The sequence below is a fragment of the Stenotrophomonas sp. 22LJNL06-5-1 genome (assembly GCF_056861455.1).
Genome location: NZ_JBSPUE010000012.1, coordinates 1 through 16,704, shown reverse-complemented (window position 1 = coordinate 16,704; position 16,704 = coordinate 1). Strand labels below are relative to the sequence as shown.

General features: G+C 64.9%; 12 protein-coding genes. 7 read left to right on the top strand and 5 right to left on the bottom strand.

Annotated features, from left to right (window positions below; translation table 11 throughout):
* Nucleotides 1-12: 12 nt before the first annotated feature.
* Together AC13GF_RS20105 and trxB are read right to left on the bottom strand one after the other, a co-directional pair.
* Complete coding sequence (locus AC13GF_RS20105; protein ID WP_483005776.1) at nucleotides 13-1,158, bottom strand: GNAT family N-acetyltransferase; 1,146 nt, start codon at nucleotides 1,156-1,158, stop codon at nucleotides 13-15.
* A gap of 102 nt (nucleotides 1,159-1,260) precedes the next feature.
* Entirely contained in the window at nucleotides 1,261-2,232 is a 972-nt protein-coding gene (gene trxB / locus AC13GF_RS20100; protein ID WP_057501125.1) for a thioredoxin-disulfide reductase, read from the bottom strand.
* Nucleotides 2,233-2,465: 233 nt separating this feature from the next.
* Here trxB and AC13GF_RS20095 point away from each other — a divergent pair, with 233 nt between their 5' ends.
* The 3 genes from AC13GF_RS20095 (at nucleotide 2,466) to lolA (ending at nucleotide 7,559) form a co-directional block, all read left to right on the top strand.
* Nucleotides 2,466-4,826 carry a DNA translocase FtsK gene (locus tag AC13GF_RS20095; RefSeq protein ID WP_483005775.1) on the top strand — a complete coding sequence of 787 codons (2,361 nt, stop codon included), beginning with the start codon at nucleotides 2,466-2,468 and terminating at the stop codon, nucleotides 4,824-4,826.
* Between the two features lie 39 nt (nucleotides 4,827-4,865).
* Complete coding sequence (locus AC13GF_RS20090; protein WP_483005774.1) at nucleotides 4,866-6,809, top strand: DUF3857 domain-containing protein; 1,944 nt, start codon at nucleotides 4,866-4,868, stop codon at nucleotides 6,807-6,809.
* Nucleotides 6,810-6,920: 111 nt separating this feature from the next.
* Nucleotides 6,921-7,559 (top strand): outer membrane lipoprotein periplasmic chaperone LolA, encoded by a 639-nt coding sequence (lolA, locus tag AC13GF_RS20085; protein ID WP_483005773.1) that lies wholly within the window; start codon nucleotides 6,921-6,923, stop codon nucleotides 7,557-7,559.
* Nucleotides 7,560-7,782: 223 nt separating this feature from the next.
* Here the strand turns inward: lolA and AC13GF_RS20080 are convergent, their stop codons facing one another.
* Nucleotides 7,783-8,943, bottom strand: a complete 1,161-nt coding sequence (locus tag AC13GF_RS20080; RefSeq protein WP_483005772.1) for a hypothetical protein — start codon at nucleotides 8,941-8,943, stop codon at nucleotides 7,783-7,785.
* Nucleotides 8,944-9,221: 278 nt separating this feature from the next.
* Here AC13GF_RS20080 and AC13GF_RS20075 point away from each other — a divergent pair, with 278 nt between their 5' ends.
* A complete protein-coding gene (locus AC13GF_RS20075) occupies nucleotides 9,222-10,520 on the top strand; it encodes a replication-associated recombination protein A (RefSeq protein WP_223276803.1) in 1,299 nt (432 codons plus the stop codon).
* A 21-nt stretch (nucleotides 10,521-10,541) separates the two neighbouring features.
* Here the strand turns inward: AC13GF_RS20075 and AC13GF_RS20070 are convergent, their stop codons facing one another.
* Entirely contained in the window at nucleotides 10,542-10,826 is a 285-nt protein-coding gene (locus tag AC13GF_RS20070) for a hypothetical protein (protein WP_483005771.1), read from the bottom strand.
* A 261-nt stretch (nucleotides 10,827-11,087) separates the two neighbouring features.
* On the opposite strand from AC13GF_RS20070, the gene AC13GF_RS20065 reads away from it, so the two are divergent.
* The gene (locus AC13GF_RS20065; RefSeq protein ID WP_126928680.1) at nucleotides 11,088-11,477 is read left to right on the top strand and encodes a DUF805 domain-containing protein; all 390 of its coding nucleotides are present in this window, start codon (nucleotides 11,088-11,090) and stop codon (nucleotides 11,475-11,477) included.
* A 73-nt stretch (nucleotides 11,478-11,550) separates the two neighbouring features.
* On the opposite strand, the gene AC13GF_RS20060 is transcribed toward AC13GF_RS20065, so the two are convergent.
* Entirely contained in the window at nucleotides 11,551-11,925 is a 375-nt protein-coding gene (locus tag AC13GF_RS20060) for a hypothetical protein (protein WP_483005770.1), read from the bottom strand.
* 446 nt (nucleotides 11,926-12,371) lie between these two features.
* Here AC13GF_RS20060 and AC13GF_RS20055 point away from each other — a divergent pair, with 446 nt between their 5' ends.
* Together AC13GF_RS20055 and AC13GF_RS20050 are read left to right on the top strand one after the other, a co-directional pair.
* Nucleotides 12,372-12,704 carry a transposase gene (locus AC13GF_RS20055; RefSeq protein WP_483005769.1) on the top strand — a complete coding sequence of 111 codons (333 nt, stop codon included), beginning with the start codon at nucleotides 12,372-12,374 and terminating at the stop codon, nucleotides 12,702-12,704.
* Between the two features lie 419 nt (nucleotides 12,705-13,123).
* The coding region (locus tag AC13GF_RS20050; RefSeq protein WP_483005768.1) for an ESPR-type extended signal peptide-containing protein at nucleotides 13,124-16,704 on the top strand (3,581 nt) is incomplete at its 3' end.

Below are 16,704 nucleotides of genomic sequence, written 5' to 3'. Positions count from 1 at the left end.
GGCAACTTTGAGTTACGGGCGGGCATTGTCGCCTGGAGTCTCTACGCGGAACGGCCCATGCCCCTGCAGCTCCTGCTGATAACGCCGCACATCGCGTCGCTCCTGTCTGCACCAGTCCCCCAGCGCCTCGGCGAACTCCGTATCTGCCACCCAGTGCCGGCTGCGCACCAGCGTCGGCAGGAAGCCCCGCGCCAGCTTGTGCTCGCCCTGTGCGCCGGGTTCGAAACGGGCCAGCCCTTCGCGCAGGCAGTATTCGATGCCCTGGTAATAGCAGGCCTCGAAATGCAGGCCGGGCAGGGTGGCGCCGCCCCAGTAGCGGCCGTACAGCGTGTCGCCACCGCGCAGGCACAGCGCGCCGGCAATCGGCTCGCCGTCCTGTTCGGCCAGGAACAGCACCAGCCCGCGGCCCAATGAAATAGCCAGATGGCGCAGGAAGGCCTCGGTCAGCGCCGGGGCGTTGCCGTATTCGAGGAAGGTCTGCAGATAGAAGCGGTACATCGCCTGCAGGTCGGCGCGGCTGGCCTCGTCGCCATGTACCACGCGGAAGGTGATGCCCTGGCGGGTGACCTTGGCGCGTTCCTGGCGGATGTTCTTGCGGTGCTTGTGGTCCATCGCGCCGAGGAACTGGTCGAACGTCGCCCAGTCACCCGGGTTCTGCCACTGGAACTGCACGTCTTCGCGCAGCAGCCAGTCATCGCCGAACAGCGCCTCGTCCACTGCGGTGTGGAAGTTGATATGGGCCGAGGACACGTCCAGTGCCGGCAGCGCCTCGCGCAATGCCGACAGCAATGCGGCGCGCTCTGAATCGTGACGGGCCAGCAACCGCGGGCCGGTGACCGGCGAGTACGGCACCGCACCCAGCCACTTCGGGTAGTAGTCGCGGCCATGACGGGCATACGCGTTGGCCCAGGCATGGTCGAACACGAACTCGCCGTGCGAATTGGTCTTCAGGTAGCCCGGAATGGCGCCGACCAGAGTGCCGCCCTCCCACAGCGTGAAATGCCGGGGCTGCCAGCCCCAGTCCTCGCGCAGGCAACCGTGCTGTTCAAGCCCGGAAAGGAAGGCATGACTGACGAAGGGGTTGCGGCCGTCGTGCAGGGCGTCCCAGTCGGTTGCGGCAATGGACTGCAGGGAGTCGAGGAAGCGGGGGGAGGGCATGAGGGAAGGATAGGGCAGATGAAACGGAAAGGCCGACGCACTGGCGTCGGCCTTTCATCCGGAGTCGAGCGTGGCTCGACGCTACAGGAGCGGGTCAGCCTCTCAGCTGGCCTTGCCCTGCGCGTCCAGGTAGCGCTCGGCGTCCAGTGCGGCCATGCAGCCGAAGCCGGCCGAAGTGATCGCCTGGCGGTAGTGCTGGTCGGCCACGTCGCCGGCGGCGAACACGCCTTCCACCGAGGTCTGGGTGGCATTGCCGCCCAGGCCCGAACGGATTTCCAGGTAGCCGTTGTTCATCGCCAGCTGGCCGTCGAACAGGGTGGTGTTCGGGTGGTGGCCGATGGCCACGAAGAAGCCGTGGGCGTCGATGTCGCGGGTGCTGCCGTCCAGGGTGGACTTCACGCGCACGCCGGTCACGCCAGCGTCATTGCCCAGCACTTCCTCCACCTGGTGGTGCCAGACGGTCTCGATCTTGCCTTCGGCCACCTTCTTGAACAGCTTGTCCTGCATGATCTTCTCCGCCTTCAGCGTGTCGCGGCGGTGGACCAGGTAGACCTTGCGGGCGATGTTGGACAGGTACAGGGCCTCTTCCACGGCGGTGTTGCCGCCACCGACCACGACCACGTCCTGGTCGCGGTAGAAGAAGCCGTCACAGGTGGCACAGGCGGACACGCCGCGGCCCTTGAACTCGTCTTCGGTCGGGATGCCCAGGTACTTGGCGGTGGCGCCGGTGGAAATGATCAGCGCATCGCAGGTGTACTCGTGGCTGTCGCCGATCAGCTTGAACGGGCGCTGCGACAGGTCGGCGGTGTGGATGTGGTCGAAGATGACCTCGGTCTCGAAGCGCTCGGCATGGGCCTGCATGCGCGCCATCAGGTCCGGGCCCATCAGGCCGTGGGCGTCACCCGGCCAGTTGTCCACCTCGGTGGTGGTCATCAGCTGGCCGCCCTGCTGCAGGCCGGTGATGACGACCGGCTTCAGGTTGGCGCGGGCGGCGTAGACGGCGGCGGTCCAACCGGCCGGGCCGGAACCGAGGATGACGAGGCGCTGGTGGCGGGAGGGCAGGCTGGTGCTCATGTAAACTCGCGAAAAGGTAGATGGGACAAGGCGCTGGCGATATTTGCGCAGCATCCGTGGCTGGTCATAGAGTGGCGGCTGGGGCAGGGCGATTCAAGCCGATGAACAGAACGCCGTCATCCAGCGGTGGTTCCGGCGCTCTGAATGCCCTGTCGGATGTCGCATAACTGAAAACTGACGCCGTCTCATTTATTATCAATCACTAACAGCGCATTCCAAAGGTATGGTCTAAGGTGGCGAAGCAGGTCCCCGAACGCTCCAAGTCCGACGACAGCAAGGCGTCACGTCGCACGGCCGCGGCGGCGACGACCGACAATCCACGCCGCCAGCGTCTCTGGCGCGATCTGGGTCTGATCGCCATCGCGCCGGCCCTGCTGTACCTGGCGGCCAGTCTTTTCACCTATTCAGCGACGGACCCGGGCTGGTCGCATACCGGCAGCGTGGTCGCGCCGGTGCACAACCTCGGTGGCCGCGCCGGCGCCTGGATCGCCGACGTGCTGCTGCAGCTGTTCGGCTACATCGCCTTCCTGCTGCCGGTGGTGCTGGGCGCGCTGGCGTGGATCGCCATGTTCGGCCTCAAGCGCGAGAGCAAGGGCGAGAACGACCTGGACCCGGCGCTGCGCCTGGTTGGCCTGGTCGGCTTCCTGATCGCCGGCACCGGCTTCCTGCATGTGCGGCTGTTCAGTGGCGATGTCTCCAGTGCCGGCGGCATCCTCGGCAAGCTGGTGGGCAATTCGCTCACGGTGGGCTTCGGCGCGCTGGGAGCGAACCTGTTCGTGCTGGTGCTGCTGCTGGCCTCGATCACCCTGGCCACCGGGCTGTCCTGGTTCACGGTGATGGAGAAGATCGGCCGCGGCGTGATGTCGCTGGCGCCGTTGCTGGCGCGCAAGAAGGAAGAAGTCACCGAGTGGCAGCAGACCCGGGTGATGCGCGAGGAGCGCCAGGAAGTGCGCAAGGCCGATGCCGAGGTGCGCGCCAAGCGCGAGCCGGTGAAGATCGAGCCGCGCCCGGAACCGGTGATCGAGAAGAGTGACCGGGCCAAGCGCGACACGCAGATTCCGATGTTCCGTGGCGTCAACGGCGACGGTTCGGACCTGCCGCCGCTCGCCCTGCTGGACGATCCCAAGCCGCAGCCGGTGGGCTACGACAAGGAAACCCTGGACGCACTGTCGCGGCAGATCGAGTTCAAGCTGAAGGACTTCCGCATCGATGCCCAGGTGGTCGGCGCCAACCCGGGCCCGGTCATCACCCGCTTCGAGATCGAGCCCGCGCCGGGTATCAAGGTCAGCCAGATCAGTTCGCTGGACAAGGACATCGCGCGCGGCCTGTCGGTGAAGTCGGTGCGCGTGGTGGATGTGATTCCGGGCAAGTCGGTGATCGGCCTGGAAATCCCCAACGTCACCCGTGAGATGATCTACCTGTCCGAGCTGCTGCGCTCGAAGGAATACGACAAGTCGGCCAGCGTGCTGACCCTGGCGCTGGGCAAGGACATCGCCGGGCGCTCGACCGTGGCCGATCTGGCGCGCATGCCGCACCTGCTGGTGGCCGGTACCACCGGTTCGGGCAAGTCGGTGGCGGTCAACGCGATGGTGCTGAGCCTGCTGTTCAAGGCCTCGCCGAAAGACCTGCGGATGCTGATGATCGACCCGAAGATGCTCGAACTGAGTGTCTACCAGGGCATCCCGCACCTGCTGGCGCCGGTGGTCACCGACATGAAGGAGGCCGCCAACGGCCTGCGCTGGTGCGTGGCCGAGATGGAGCGCCGTTACAAGCTGATGAGCGCGGTGGGCGTGCGCAACCTGGCCGGCTTCAACAAGAAGGTGAAGGAAGCCCAGGACGCCGGCCAGCCGCTGATGGACCCGCTGTTCAAGCCGAACCCGGAGCTGGGCGAGGCACCGCGCCCGCTGGAGACGCTGCCGTTCATCGTCATCTTCATCGACGAATTCGCCGACATGATGATGATCGTCGGCAAGAAGGTGGAAGAGCTGATCGCGCGCCTGGCACAGAAGGCGCGTGCGGCCGGCATCCACCTGATCCTGGCCACGCAGCGCCCGTCGGTGGACGTGATCACCGGCCTGATCAAGGCCAACATCCCGACCCGCATCGCCTTCCAGGTCAGCTCCAAGATCGACTCGCGCACCATCCTCGACCAGTCGGGCGCGGAAACCCTGCTGGGCCACGGCGACATGCTGTACCTGCCGCCGGGCACCGCCATGCCCGAGCGCGTGCACGGCGCCTTCGTCTCCGACGAGGAAGTGCATCGCGTGGTCGAGCACCTCAAGGCGATGGGCCCGGCCGACTATGTCGACGGCGTGCTGGACGAAGTGCAGACGATGGGCGACGGCGTGGTCGTCGGTGCCACCGGCCTGCCCGAGAACAGCTCTGCCGGCGATGAGTCCGACCCCTTGTATGACGAAGCGATGCGGGTGGTCACCGAGACCCGCCGTGCATCGATTTCCGGCGTGCAGCGCCGGCTGAAGATCGGCTACAACCGTGCAGCGCGACTGATCGAGGCCATGGAAGCGGCCGGCGTGGTCAGTCCGCCCGAGCACAACGGCGACCGGACGGTGCTGGCACCGCCGCCGCCGAAGTAAGACCCGACGTATCCCCCACGACGTCCAAGGAACCGACGCATGCTTCACCCCGTACCAAGCGCGCTGGCACTGGCGCTGGCAGCCCTGATGGCTGCCGGCCCGGCACTGGCAGACACCGCCACCTCCGCGCCCGCCACGGCGCCGCCTTCCACCAGCGGCGATACCGAAGCCAGCAATAATTTCAGCATTGTCCGTTACCGCGCCGACTACCAGGTGCGGCCGGATGCGGGCAATGTGCAGACCGAAACCTACGAAGTCCTGCTCAAGACCAAGGCCTCCGTCGAGCAGTTCAGCCAGGTGCGGCTGAGCTACAGCGAGAAGATGGAGACGCTGGAGGTGCTTGGCGCCTACACCATCACCGCCGATGGCCAGCGCCGCGACGTGCCGGCCGACCGCATCTACACCCAGGAGAGCTACTCCAGCGCCTCGGCGGCGATGTATGCCGACCGCAAGGTGCGGGTGATCGTGTTCCCGAACCTGGCCCCGGGCACGCGCCTGTACTACCAGGTGCGCCGCACGCAGGCTACGCCGTACTTCCCGGGTTACTTCGGCCTGTGGGAAACCTTCAACGTCTTCACCGAGTACGAGGACGCCGAGGTCACCCTGAGTGCGCCGGCCAATCTGCCGATGTTCGTCGACAGTCGCGGCGTGCAGGGCAGCGACCGGCCGACGGTGAAGAACGGACAGGCACAGTGGCGCTGGCGCTACCAGCGGCGCGAAGCCATGCCAGCACAGAACTGGTCGGCGGCGGGCTGGGAGTTTGGCCCGAACATCATGGCGAGCACCTATCGTGACTGGTCGCAGATGGGTCGCGCCTACCAGCTCAAGGCCGGCCCGGCCGCGCAGGTCACGCCGGAACTGCAGGCGCTGGCCGACCAGGTCACCGCCGGCATCAGCGACCGCCGCGAGCAGGCCGATGCGCTGTACCGCTGGGTGGCGCAGAACATCCGCTATGTGGCGGTGTACCTGGGCAACGGCGGCCTTGAGCCGAACAGCGCGCAGAGCATCCTCGACAACCACTATGGTGACTGCAAGGACCACGTGACGATCCTCGAGGCGCTGCTGGCAGCCAAGGGCATCGCCAGCTCGCCGGTGCTGATCGGTGCCGGCGGTGGCCCCACGCTGCCGAAGATTCCGGTGCTGGGCCGCTTCAACCACGCCATCACCTACATCCCCGAATTCGATCTGTACCTGGATTCAACCACCGCGTGGGCCCGCTTCGGGCAGCTGCCGGAAGGTGATCTGGGTGCGCCGGTGATGCGTACCCGCGACGCCACGCTGGCACGCACCCCGGCCAACACGCCGGAGCGCAATGCCACTTCGATGGAGGTGCGTTTCACCTTCGACGCCAATGGCAACCTGCGCGGCGAGACGATTCCGAAGCTGGGCGAGAACGCCGAGATCGGCATGCGCGCCCAGTTCTCCCAGCTCAACGCGCAGAACCGTGCGCGCGCTGAAGAGCAGATCATGGCCGCCTCCGGTTTCGACGGGCGAGGGCAGCTGCAGATCCAGGGCGTGCCGGTCGACCTGACCCGGCCGTTCGGCTATCGCATGGCGTTCCAGGCCGAGGACTACGCCGACTTCAGCGTGGCCGGCGGCATGGCCGTGCCGGACCCGCCGGGTGGCGAATCGGTGCGCGGCCTGTACGCCACCGCCTCGGCGCCGGCCAACGAGACGCCGTTCTACTGCAATGCCAGCCTGCGCGAGGAAACCTATCGCCTGCAGTTCCCGGCCAATGCACCGATCATCGCCATCCCGGCCAGCCAGCGTTTCAGCAACGCCGCGGGTGAGTACCGGGTCGACTGGAGTCGCGAGGGCCAGGACGTGATCGTGCACCACCGCTTGCAGCAGAACGCGGTGCGTGGGCCAGAGGCGTTGTGCCAGCCGCAGGACTATCCGGCGTTCCGCGCGCTGTATCGCGAAGTGCGGCGCGGCTTCCGTGGCCAGGTGCTGTACGGCAAGCTGCCGGCATCCGGCGGCTGAATCGCCGATGGACGTTCGGGGCGGCATAATGTCGCCCTGATCGCCCATTCATCTTTCCCCGGGCACACTGGCAACCACCTTTCCTGGCGCCCGCGCCCACAGGATTCCCGCATGAACTTCCGCTTCCGCCGTTTCCTTGCCACCACCACCCTGGCCGTGGCCTGCGCCGCCGCCGGCAGCGCCTGGGCTGGCGCCCGCGATGACCTGAAGACCTTCACCAGTGGCCTGAAGGGCCTGGATGGTCAGTTCAACCAGCAGGTGTTCGACAGCCGCGGCAAGGTGAAGGAATCGACCAGCGGCCGTGTGGCGCTGTCGGCGCCGCGCCTGTTCCGCTGGGAATACGTGCGCCCGCACGAACAGCTGATCGTGGCCGACGGCAAGAAGGTCTGGATGTACGAGCCGGACCTGGAACAGGCCACTGTGCGCGAGCAGGGCAAGGAAGAGCAGAACAGCCCGCTGACCGCGCTGATCAACCCGGCGCTGCTGGAGCAGCAGTACGACCTCAGCGAAGAAGCCGCCCAGCGGGATGGCCTGCAGTGGCTGTCGCTGTCGCCGAAGCGCGATACCGAAGCCAGCTTCCAGTACGCCGCGCTGGGCTTCAATGCCCAGGGCCTGGCGAAGATGGAAATCACGGATGCCGTCGGCCAGCGTACCGTGATCACCTTCAGTGGCTGGAAGCGCAACCCGGGCTTTGCCGCCGGCACCTTCAGCTTCACCCCGCCGAAGGGCACCGACGTCATCGGTAATTGATACGGGTCGCCGGGCATGGCCCGGCGCTACCTGCTCTGGTGGGTGTCAACCGGCACCGCCTTGGTGGAGGTCAACTTTGGTTGACACTCTCTTGATCTGCCGGCCAGCGGCCGGCACTACCGAACCCTGCGGCCTGATCTGCCGGGCAGGGCCCGGCGCTACCGCGATCCAACCTGGCCCGCTCTGGTAGGTGCCAACCTTGGTTGGCACGCTTTCGGTTGGTTCATCCGTTGTCCGGATGAACGATCACCTGCCACTCGGTGCCATCAAATCGCGTCAGGTCCCAGGGTGTCAGCACCCACAGCACGCCATCCACGGAACTGATGTCGACGATCGTCGCTTCTCTCAGCTCGTCGGGGATGCCTTCCAGCAGGGGTTCAACTACGCCGGTTTCGAGGCTATAGACGTACAGGCCTCCATATTCAGTGCCGATGAAGATCTGTTGCCCATGTTGGCAGGCCGAATTGAAGTTGATGTCCTCGCTTGCGTCGTGGCGTAGGTGCTCGAATCCAGTGGAAATGTCGCCCGTAATGATGGTGCCTTCCTTGCCGACAAAGACGAGGCGACCTTGGTCGGTTCTGCAGGCGTGAAACAGCTCCGCAGTGGTGACTTGTTCGGGCAGCGTCCAGTTCAAGCCATTCCAGTGCGCAATCAGGCCATCAGAGCCGATTGCGTAGAGGTCTGCTGGACCGGTTCCGCAGAGGTCGTTCACACTGGGCACGTCAACACTGGCGAGCCACTCCCTGTACTCAGGGTCTTTGCGGCCCTCAGCAATCTGGCCGCGCGTTTCGTCGAACTCCCGGCGCAGCTCGGCCTCACGCTTCGTCGGGTCAGTGGGTAGTGGGGCAGCGGCGTCAAGTTCATATATGTGGCCGCAATACAAAAGCCACGTTTCGAAGTCCATCGAATCAAGATCGTCCTCGAGACTCCTGCGCTCGGGTGCGGGGAAGTGTGTGGGAAGTTGAGTCCACCCAGCTTCGTTGCGGTGATAGATCATTCCGTGCACACCGCAGCAGAATAGATCTTCACCCAGCTGCCGAATGCGGGTGAGGCCGCCCGTATCCGCATTCACGCGCTCAATCGTGGCGCCAGCGCGGCCGTAGCATTCCAGCTGTCCCCAATAGTCCAGCGCGAGTAAGCGCTGTGTGCCACCGCTGTCTTCTGGTGGGATGAATAGTGTGGACATGACCTGGAAGTCCAGCAGGTCATGATGGAACCATCCTTCCTGGGGTACACGGCCAAAGACGAACATCCGGCTGGGTGGGCCGGGATCCGGGTCGTAGTATTCATGCCCGGGGCCGAGAGCTGCAGCCAGATAGTAGATGTCCGCATTGACAGCGCAGCCGGCAACGAACTCCAGAGCATTGGAATCAGGATCGCGCATGTGTGGGTCCTGAAGGGTTGAGTTTCAAATTCTCGGTTACTGATGTGGATGCACGGACCCCGGGAAAGAACGCTCTATGTGAATCAGTGGCTTACCGATGTATGGGTGGCGCCGGCTCCGGCTCATTTCCGACACATTGCGGGGCTGCCGGCCAGCGGCCGGCACTACCAGAGCTCGTCCGGCGATACCGTTGGGCGTCGCGGTACAATGACCGCGTGCCAAGACATCGCTCCACTTCATTCCCCGGCCCCGATCTGCTCAGCGTTGATCGGGAACACATGCGCCCGCTGGCCGAGCGCATGCGCCCCCGCACCCTCGACGAAATGGTCGGGCAGAAGCGCCTGCTGGCGCCCGACAGCGCACTGCGCCGCGCGGTCGAATCCGGTCGTGTGCACTCGATGATCCTGTGGGGGCCGCCGGGCTGCGGCAAGACCACGCTGGCGCTGCTGCTGGCCGAATATTCCGACGCCGAATTCCGTGCCATCTCGGCCGTGCTGTCCGGCCTGCCGGAGGTGCGCCAGGTGCTGGCCGAAGCCGCGCAGCGCTTCGCCGAAGGCCGGCGCACCGTGCTGTTCGTGGATGAGGTGCACCGCTTCAACAAGGCGCAGCAGGATGCGTTCCTGCCACACATCGAGCGTGGCACCATCCTGTTCGTCGGTGCCACCACCGAAAACCCGTCCTTCGAACTGAACTCGGCGCTGCTGTCACGTTGCCGCGTGCATGTGCTGGAAGGCGTTTCGCCGACCGACATCGTCGAGGCGCTGGAGCGTGCGCTGGGTGATCGCGAGCGCGGCCTGGGCGAGGAGGGCATCGAGGTCGCTCCCGAACTGCTGCTGGAAATCGCCACCGCCGCCGATGGTGACGTGCGCCGTGCGCTGACCCTGTTGGAGATCGCCGCCGAATTGGCGGGCGGGGAGGGTGGTCGCATCACCCCGCAGACCCTGACCCAGGTGCTGGCCGACCGTACCCGTCGCTTCGACAAGGGCGGCGAACAGTTCTACGACCAGATCTCGGCGCTGCACAAGTCGGTACGCAGTTCCAACCCGGATGCCGCGCTGTACTGGCTGACCCGCATGCTGGATGGCGGTTGCGATCCGTCGTATTTGGCGCGCCGGCTGACCCGCATGGCCATCGAGGATATCGGCCTGGCCGATCCGCGCGCGCAGAGCATGGCGCTGGAAGCCTGGGATATCTACGAGCGGCTGGGCAGCCCGGAAGGCGAACTCGCGTTCGCTCAGCTGGTGCTGTATCTGGCCAGCACCGCCAAGTCGAATGCAGGCTATGCGGCCTTCAACCAGGCCAAGGCCGACGTGCGCGAGAGCGGTACCGAAGAGGTGCCGCTGCACCTGCGCAATGCGCCGACCAAGCTGATGAAGGAACTCGGCTACGGCGCCGAGTACCAGTACGACCATGATGCAGAAGGCGGCATCGCGCTGGACCAGACCGGTTTCCCGGATGCGATGGGTGAGCGGGTGTATTACAACCCGGTGCCGCGCGGGCTGGAAATCAAGCTGAAGGAAAAGCTGGATCGGCTGCGCGCGGAGCGTGAGGCGGCAAGGGCCGCGAAGGGTCGCTGACCCGTGCATGTGGCGGATACGTCAATCTGCGCCGATTAGGATCAGGTTGGTGCCTGTTGGATGAAGCCAGAGAAAGACTTCCTGCTTGCCTTTGTGAAAGCCGGACGAGCAGACCGCCTGCCAACCTTGGCCACAATTGACCTCGGGAAATCCGTAGACGGTAGGGTGAGAATACTCGCGTGGCGTGGCGACCCATCCAGCCTTTAACAGGAAACGGCGCAGCGTTTTGTAGTCCATTTCCCATTTCGCATCCATTGCTTTGAGCGCGGCAGGCATCGGAGACGGGTTTGCCTTGAGGCTGCCCATTATGTAGCCGGGCTCTATGTGTCCGGGTTCTGCTGAGGGCGGTGTGGACGTCAGGAGTAACGCGATAAAGATGCTCTTCATTTACCTAGCGTAGTGATGTTGCTGAGCTGGTCAAATGGCGTTGACGCAAATGCCCCGTGAGGAACAAAAGGATCGCTTGAAGAGGCCCCCGGTAAGGCATTCGAGCATGGTTCGTCGCCACATTGTCCTGCGCGCCTGCATTTGGCACACTGCGCGGCCACATTTTCAAGGATCGATGCTGTGCAGGAAATGATTCTGCCGTTGAAGCGCTATGCCCAGTTCGAGGGTCGCGCCAACCGCCGCGAATACTGGATGTACCAGCTGTTCCTGTTCCTGGTCGCAACCGCGGTGACACTGCTGGCCGGTGTGCTGGCGATCCTCCTGCGCAACAGTGCCGATGCACTGGCTGGCATCCTGATCGGCATGGTGGTGCTGCTGTGTGTGATGTGGCTGGCCACGATCGTGCCACTGATCGCCGTGACCGTGCGCCGCCTGCATGACTGCAACCAGTCGGGCTGGCTGTACCTGCTGGCATTGGTGCCGGGTGGGGGCATCGTGATCCTGATCTTCGCGCTGCTGCCGGGCACGCCGCAGGAGAACATTTATGGTCCGGTGCCTACGGGGCCGTGACCTTGCATGAGTCGAGCATGGCTCGACTCCGCAGCGGCAAAGAAGAGAAGCCGGCGTTTCGCCGGCTTCGTCGTTACTTCAGGCTGCAATCGCCGAAGGACAGGTAGTCCGAGCCGGAGCTGAACTGCAGCGTGCAGCTGGCGGTGAACACGGCACCTTCTTCCAGTGCGCCGAGCTTGGCGGCCTGCTGTTCGTCGTCGGTGGTCAGCCGGGCCAGGACATTGTCCTGGTCGTCACCGGCCTCGATCAGCGGCTCGCCCGCCAGGTTGCTGGAAACGCTCAGTGCCACGGCAGTGAATGTCACCGTCTGGTTGAGTTGGTCCATGCTCAACGTCGAATTGCCGGCCTCTTCAAAGGCCTGGTAGAGCGTTGGGAGATCCTGCGCGGCATGGGCGGCCAGCGGCGCGAGCAGGCCGAGGGTAAGGGCGATCAGTGCGGTGTGCTTCAAGGGTTCTCACAATCATGGGATCCAATCCCATGGCGGTTGTGGCGCGAATGGGCGCGGCCAGCACGGCGGTGAGCTACCCGACGTCCGGCTGCGCTGGAAGCAGGGCGATCCAATGCCCTGTTGGGCTGCAACATAGGGGAAGTACCGCGTCCTGTTCAACTGGAGCGTCCGCTCGCAACGGCGAGGCCAAGGCTCGATTCAAGCCTTCCGGACCTGCTGTTCGTGCAGATCGGGCATGGCCGGCTGACCTGTGCCGGTGTACAGACCGGCGCACCGGCGAAATTGAGAATGAATGAGACGGGCGTAATTGAGCCTTGCCGCGATCTTCACCTAGGGTGACGCGCCGTGCAGCGTGCAGCGTGCACGCGCGCCGTCGACCATGGGGTCGCCGCGGCCCTTCCTACCTGTCCATAACCATGAAGCCACATCCGCTTGCCAGCAGCCGCATGAGCGAACTGCAATGGAGCGAGGTCAAACGTCACCTGGCCCTCCCGCTGCGCGCACGCGTCCACCGCCGGGATGATGCCTATCGGCAATTCATCGAGGCCGTACTTTGGGTTGCAAGGGGAAATGCCCCCTGGGCCAGCATCCCCGAAGAGGCCGGGCCGTGGCGTCCGATCTATGTCCGCTATGTCCGCTGGGCGGAGTTGGGCTACTGGGCCGACGTTTGTGATGGACTCGGGGTGAACAGTCCCCTGGGTGCGGCGCTGCGCGCTCATGTAGAGCGCAGCCGGGCCCGCAGTGAATGGCGGCAGCAGCGGCGAGGCGCCGCTTCCTGATGTTCTTTGTGCTGCCCGATTCGCTAGCAACACATTGAAAAGTCTGGGAAAAATTTCGAATGAGATGGAATGAGAACGAATGAGCGGGCCCTAGATGTCGCGCTGGCCTGCGGTTCCTAGCATTTCGCTCCATGGCACTTGATATGTGCCTTTTGTCTCATTCACACGGACTGACAGATGAAAGCAATGTCTTCTCGCCCCAGCGGGCGACTGTTGTTGCTCGGCGGGCAGGATTGTCCGGTTCCGCCGCCGGACTGATCCCGGCTGCACCCGGACGGTCCGCCAAGGCTCCAGTCCGATCCTCTTGAAGCGTTCCTGTCCCGATGCCGCGCCGAGCGGCGCGGCTGGGCGGGTGCGCGTCCCGATTTCGCCAGGCCGCGCGTGCCCGGTCAACGTTTCGATAGATAAGGGTCCATAACATGAACAGAATTTTCAGCAAAGTCTGGAGCAAGGCGCTGGGCAGGCTGGTTGTAGCGTCCGAGCTGGCATCGCGCCATGGTTCGGGTACCAGCCGTGGTGTCACGCTTTCCACAGGGCCGATCAACCGAAGCCTGCTCGGCGCTGCGGTGCTCGCCGCACTGATGGGGCTGCCGATCGAGGTGCTGGCAGGTAATGGCATCCATATCAATTCGGGTTCCGATGGCGAATGCGTGAGCATCAACGAACCGGGATGGGATCCCATCACGCGGACCCAGGCGGAGCAGCTGAACAACAACATCAATTTCAAGGACAAGGATCCCAAATGCAGTGCCATTCCGAATTCACCCAACGGAGTGCTGTTCTATCGTCCGTCTACAGTGGAAGGCGTGGGAGCAACATCACTCGGCCTGGGTGGGGATCTATGGGTCAATGGAAAAGTCAGCCTGAACCCAACTGGTCTTGCCAGGATCGACGTCAAAAACCTTGCATTTGGTTGGAATTCTACGGCAGCGAACGCTACCGATTGGGCAATTGGTGAAGCTGCCAAAGCGGACTCCACTCAGAAGGTGGACGCGGAAACCGGCTCTGTCGGCAACGCCTTGGCGATTGGCAACAACTCGGCCGCCGAGCACACGGAGGCACTGGCTTTGGGGATTGGCACGAAAGCGCTAGGCGCGCGCTCGACCGCAGTGGGCCGAAGCGCCACTGCCCAAGCTCATTCCGCCACCGCAGTCGGACGTTTTGCTCAAGCAAACGGGCACAGCACCACCGCAATTGGTCGTGACACGATCGCACGGGCCGAGCAGTCCACGGCGGTCGGGTATGGCGCGAGAACCGGCAACACTGCCAACCGAGCCGTGGCGATCGGTGCGAGTGCTCAGGCGAATGGACTGGATTCGCTGGCAATGGGAAGCGGCGCACTGGTCAGTGCCGAGATGAGCAATGCAGTTGCCATCGGCAAGGATTCACGGGGTAACGCCGCCGACGCGGTCGCGATCGGCGTCGGGGCGGTGGCCGAACACTTCAACGGCGTTGCGCTCGGTACGGCTGCGCGGACTGCTCCGCATCGCGTTGTTTCGCCGACGGACCTCAATGGCACACGCTACAACTTCCTGCCCCCGGGCCTTGCAGAAGCCAATGTGAATGGCGTCGTCAGCGTTGGTAGCGCAGCTGTGTCGCGACAGCTCATCAATGTCGCTCCGGGCGTGCTTGATGCGACCAGCTACGACGCCGTCAATGGCTCGCAGCTGTTTGCCGCGTATCAGGAAATCAATAAGTTGGGTCAAAAGGACGTCGCGCTGGCTGCCAAGGGCGCCGAGCTGGAGGATCGCCTGAACAAACTGCCCAAGGGCATTGACGGCGCAACGGTGGCGGCGGCAATCGGTCCAGATACGCAAGTGGATGGTAATGGCAGGCTTTCTCTGCCGCAGCTGACGCTCAAGAGCCTCGGTCAACAATCCGGTGACGTCACCGTCCCGGTGGCGCAACCGACCTCGCTGCTCGGCGCCATTGACGCGTTGGATGGGGAGATGGTCAAGATAAACGGCGCACTAGGCGTGCTGCTCGACAATGCACTGCTCTGGCATGAGACGGAAGGTACGTACTCTGCCCAGAAAGGCGCTACCCCCGGAGCCAATCGAATCGTCAATGTTGCTGCAGGAACCGGCACGCAGGACGCCGTGAACGTGGGTCAGTTGCGGGAGGTGGAGCGCACCGCGCTTGACGCAGGGTCGGCGGCGTCCACTGCCCAGCGCGCGGCAGATGCCGCGCAGGTCACCGCCGACGAGGCCAAGGCAACAGCCGGTTCGGTCAGTGCGCAGTTGGCGGGTATCGGCCCGCAGGAAACCGTCGCCGGCCGGATCAAGGACGCGGGCCAGTCCGTGGCCAATGCCCTGGGCGGCGGTGCCAATGTGAATGCCGACGGCAGCGTGTCCGCGCCGTCTTATGGTGTGGCCGCCATCAATGCCGATGGCAGCATTGGCGAGGTGACCCAGCACGGCAACGTTGGTGATGCACTGGGCGCATTGGATCAGAACATCGGCACGGTCAATGATCGCGTCGATGGCCTGGCGCGTGACAGCCTCCGCTGGAACGAAGACCTGGGCGCCTACGATGCCGCCCATGATGGGCAGGCAAGCAGCCAGATCGCCAATGTCGCGGCCGGCGTGAAGACGACCGATGCAGTCAATGTCGGCCAGCTCAACACGGTCGATCAGGCTGCCAAGGTGGCGCAGTCGGCGGCCCAGGCCGCGCAGTCTACGGCCGACGCAGCCGGTGTCGCGGCAGATGGTGCACAGCGCACGGCCGACGGGGCGGCGTCTGCAGCCAACCAGGCACAGGCAACCGCTGATTCGGCGGTGAATGCTGCTGCGGCGGCGGCTGCGGATGCTGGCAATGCGCAGCGCACGGCTGACGGTGCAACCACGGCGGCGTCCACTGCCCAGCGCGCGGCGGACGCCGCGCAGGTCACCGCCAATGAAGCCAGAGCGGTAGCCGGTGCGGCCAGCACACAGCTGGCGGGTATCGGCCCGCAGGAAACCGTCGCCGGCCGGATCAAGGACGCGGGCCAGTCCGTGGCCAATGCCCTGGGCGGCGGCGCCAGCGCCAACGCCGACGGCACCGTGTCTGCGCCATCCTATGGAGTGGCTGCCATCAATGCCGATGGCAGCACCGGCGAGGTGACCCAGCACGGCAACGTTGGCGACACGCTGAACGCATTGGATCAGAACATCGGCACGGTCAATGACCGCGTCGACGGCCTGGCGCGCGACAGCTTTCGCTGGAACGAAGACCTGGGCGCCTACGATGCCGCCCATGATGGGCAGGCAAGCAGCCAGATCGCCAATGTCGCGGCCGGTGTGAAAGCGACCGATGCAGTGAACGTCGACCAGCTCAACACGGTCGATCAGGCTGCCAAGGCCGCGCAGTCTACGGCCGACGCAGCTGGTGTCGCGGCAGATGGTGCACAGCGCACGGCGGATGGGGCGGCGTCTGCGGCAAACCGGGCACAGGCAACCGCCGATTCGGCGGCGAGTGCTGCCGCGGCGGCGGCTACCGATGCCGGCAACGCCCAGCGTGCGGCGGACGCGGCGCAGGTCACTGCCAACGAGGCGAAGGCGGCAGCCGGTGCGGCCAATACGCAGCTGGCGGGTATCGGCCCGCAGGAAACCGTCGCCGGCCGGATCAAGGACGCGGGCCAGTCCGTGGCCAATGCCCTGGGCGGCGGTGCCAATGTGAATGCCGACGGCAGCGTGTCCGCGCCGTCTTATGGTGTGGCCGCCATCAATGCCGATGGCAGCATTGGCGAGGTGACCCAGCACGGCAACGTTGGTGATGCACTGGGCGCATTGGATCAGAACATCGGCACGGTCAATGATCGCGTCGATGGCCTGGCGCGTGACAGCCTCCGCTGGAACGAAGACCTGGGCGCCTACGATGCCGCCCATGACGGGCAGGCAAGCAGCCAGATTGCCAACGTCGCGACCGGTGTGAAAGCGACCGATGCAGTGAATGTCGGCCAGCTCAACACGGTCGATCAGGCTGCCAAGGCCGCGCAGTCTACGGCCGACGCAGCTGGTGT

Bases quoted from the DNA above. Each gene is read 5' to 3' on its own strand.
- AC13GF_RS20105 (WP_483005776.1), bottom strand. From the start codon at position 1,158: ATGCCCTCCCCCCGCTTCCTCGACTCCCTGCAGTCCATTGCCGCAACC.
- trxB (WP_057501125.1), bottom strand. From the start codon at position 2,232: ATGAGCACCAGCCTGCCCTCCCGCCACCAGCGCCTCGTCATCCTCGGT.
- AC13GF_RS20090 (WP_483005774.1), top strand. From the start codon at position 4,866: ATGCTTCACCCCGTACCAAGCGCGCTGGCACTGGCGCTGGCAGCCCTG.
- lolA (WP_483005773.1), top strand. From the start codon at position 6,921: ATGAACTTCCGCTTCCGCCGTTTCCTTGCCACCACCACCCTGGCCGTG.
- AC13GF_RS20080 (WP_483005772.1), bottom strand. From the start codon at position 8,943: ATGCGCGATCCTGATTCCAATGCTCTGGAGTTCGTTGCCGGCTGCGCT.
- AC13GF_RS20075 (WP_223276803.1), top strand. From the start codon at position 9,222: ATGCGCCCGCTGGCCGAGCGCATGCGCCCCCGCACCCTCGACGAAATG.
- AC13GF_RS20070 (WP_483005771.1), bottom strand. From the start codon at position 10,826: ATGGGCAGCCTCAAGGCAAACCCGTCTCCGATGCCTGCCGCGCTCAAA.
- AC13GF_RS20055 (WP_483005769.1), top strand. From the start codon at position 12,372: ATGAGCGAACTGCAATGGAGCGAGGTCAAACGTCACCTGGCCCTCCCG.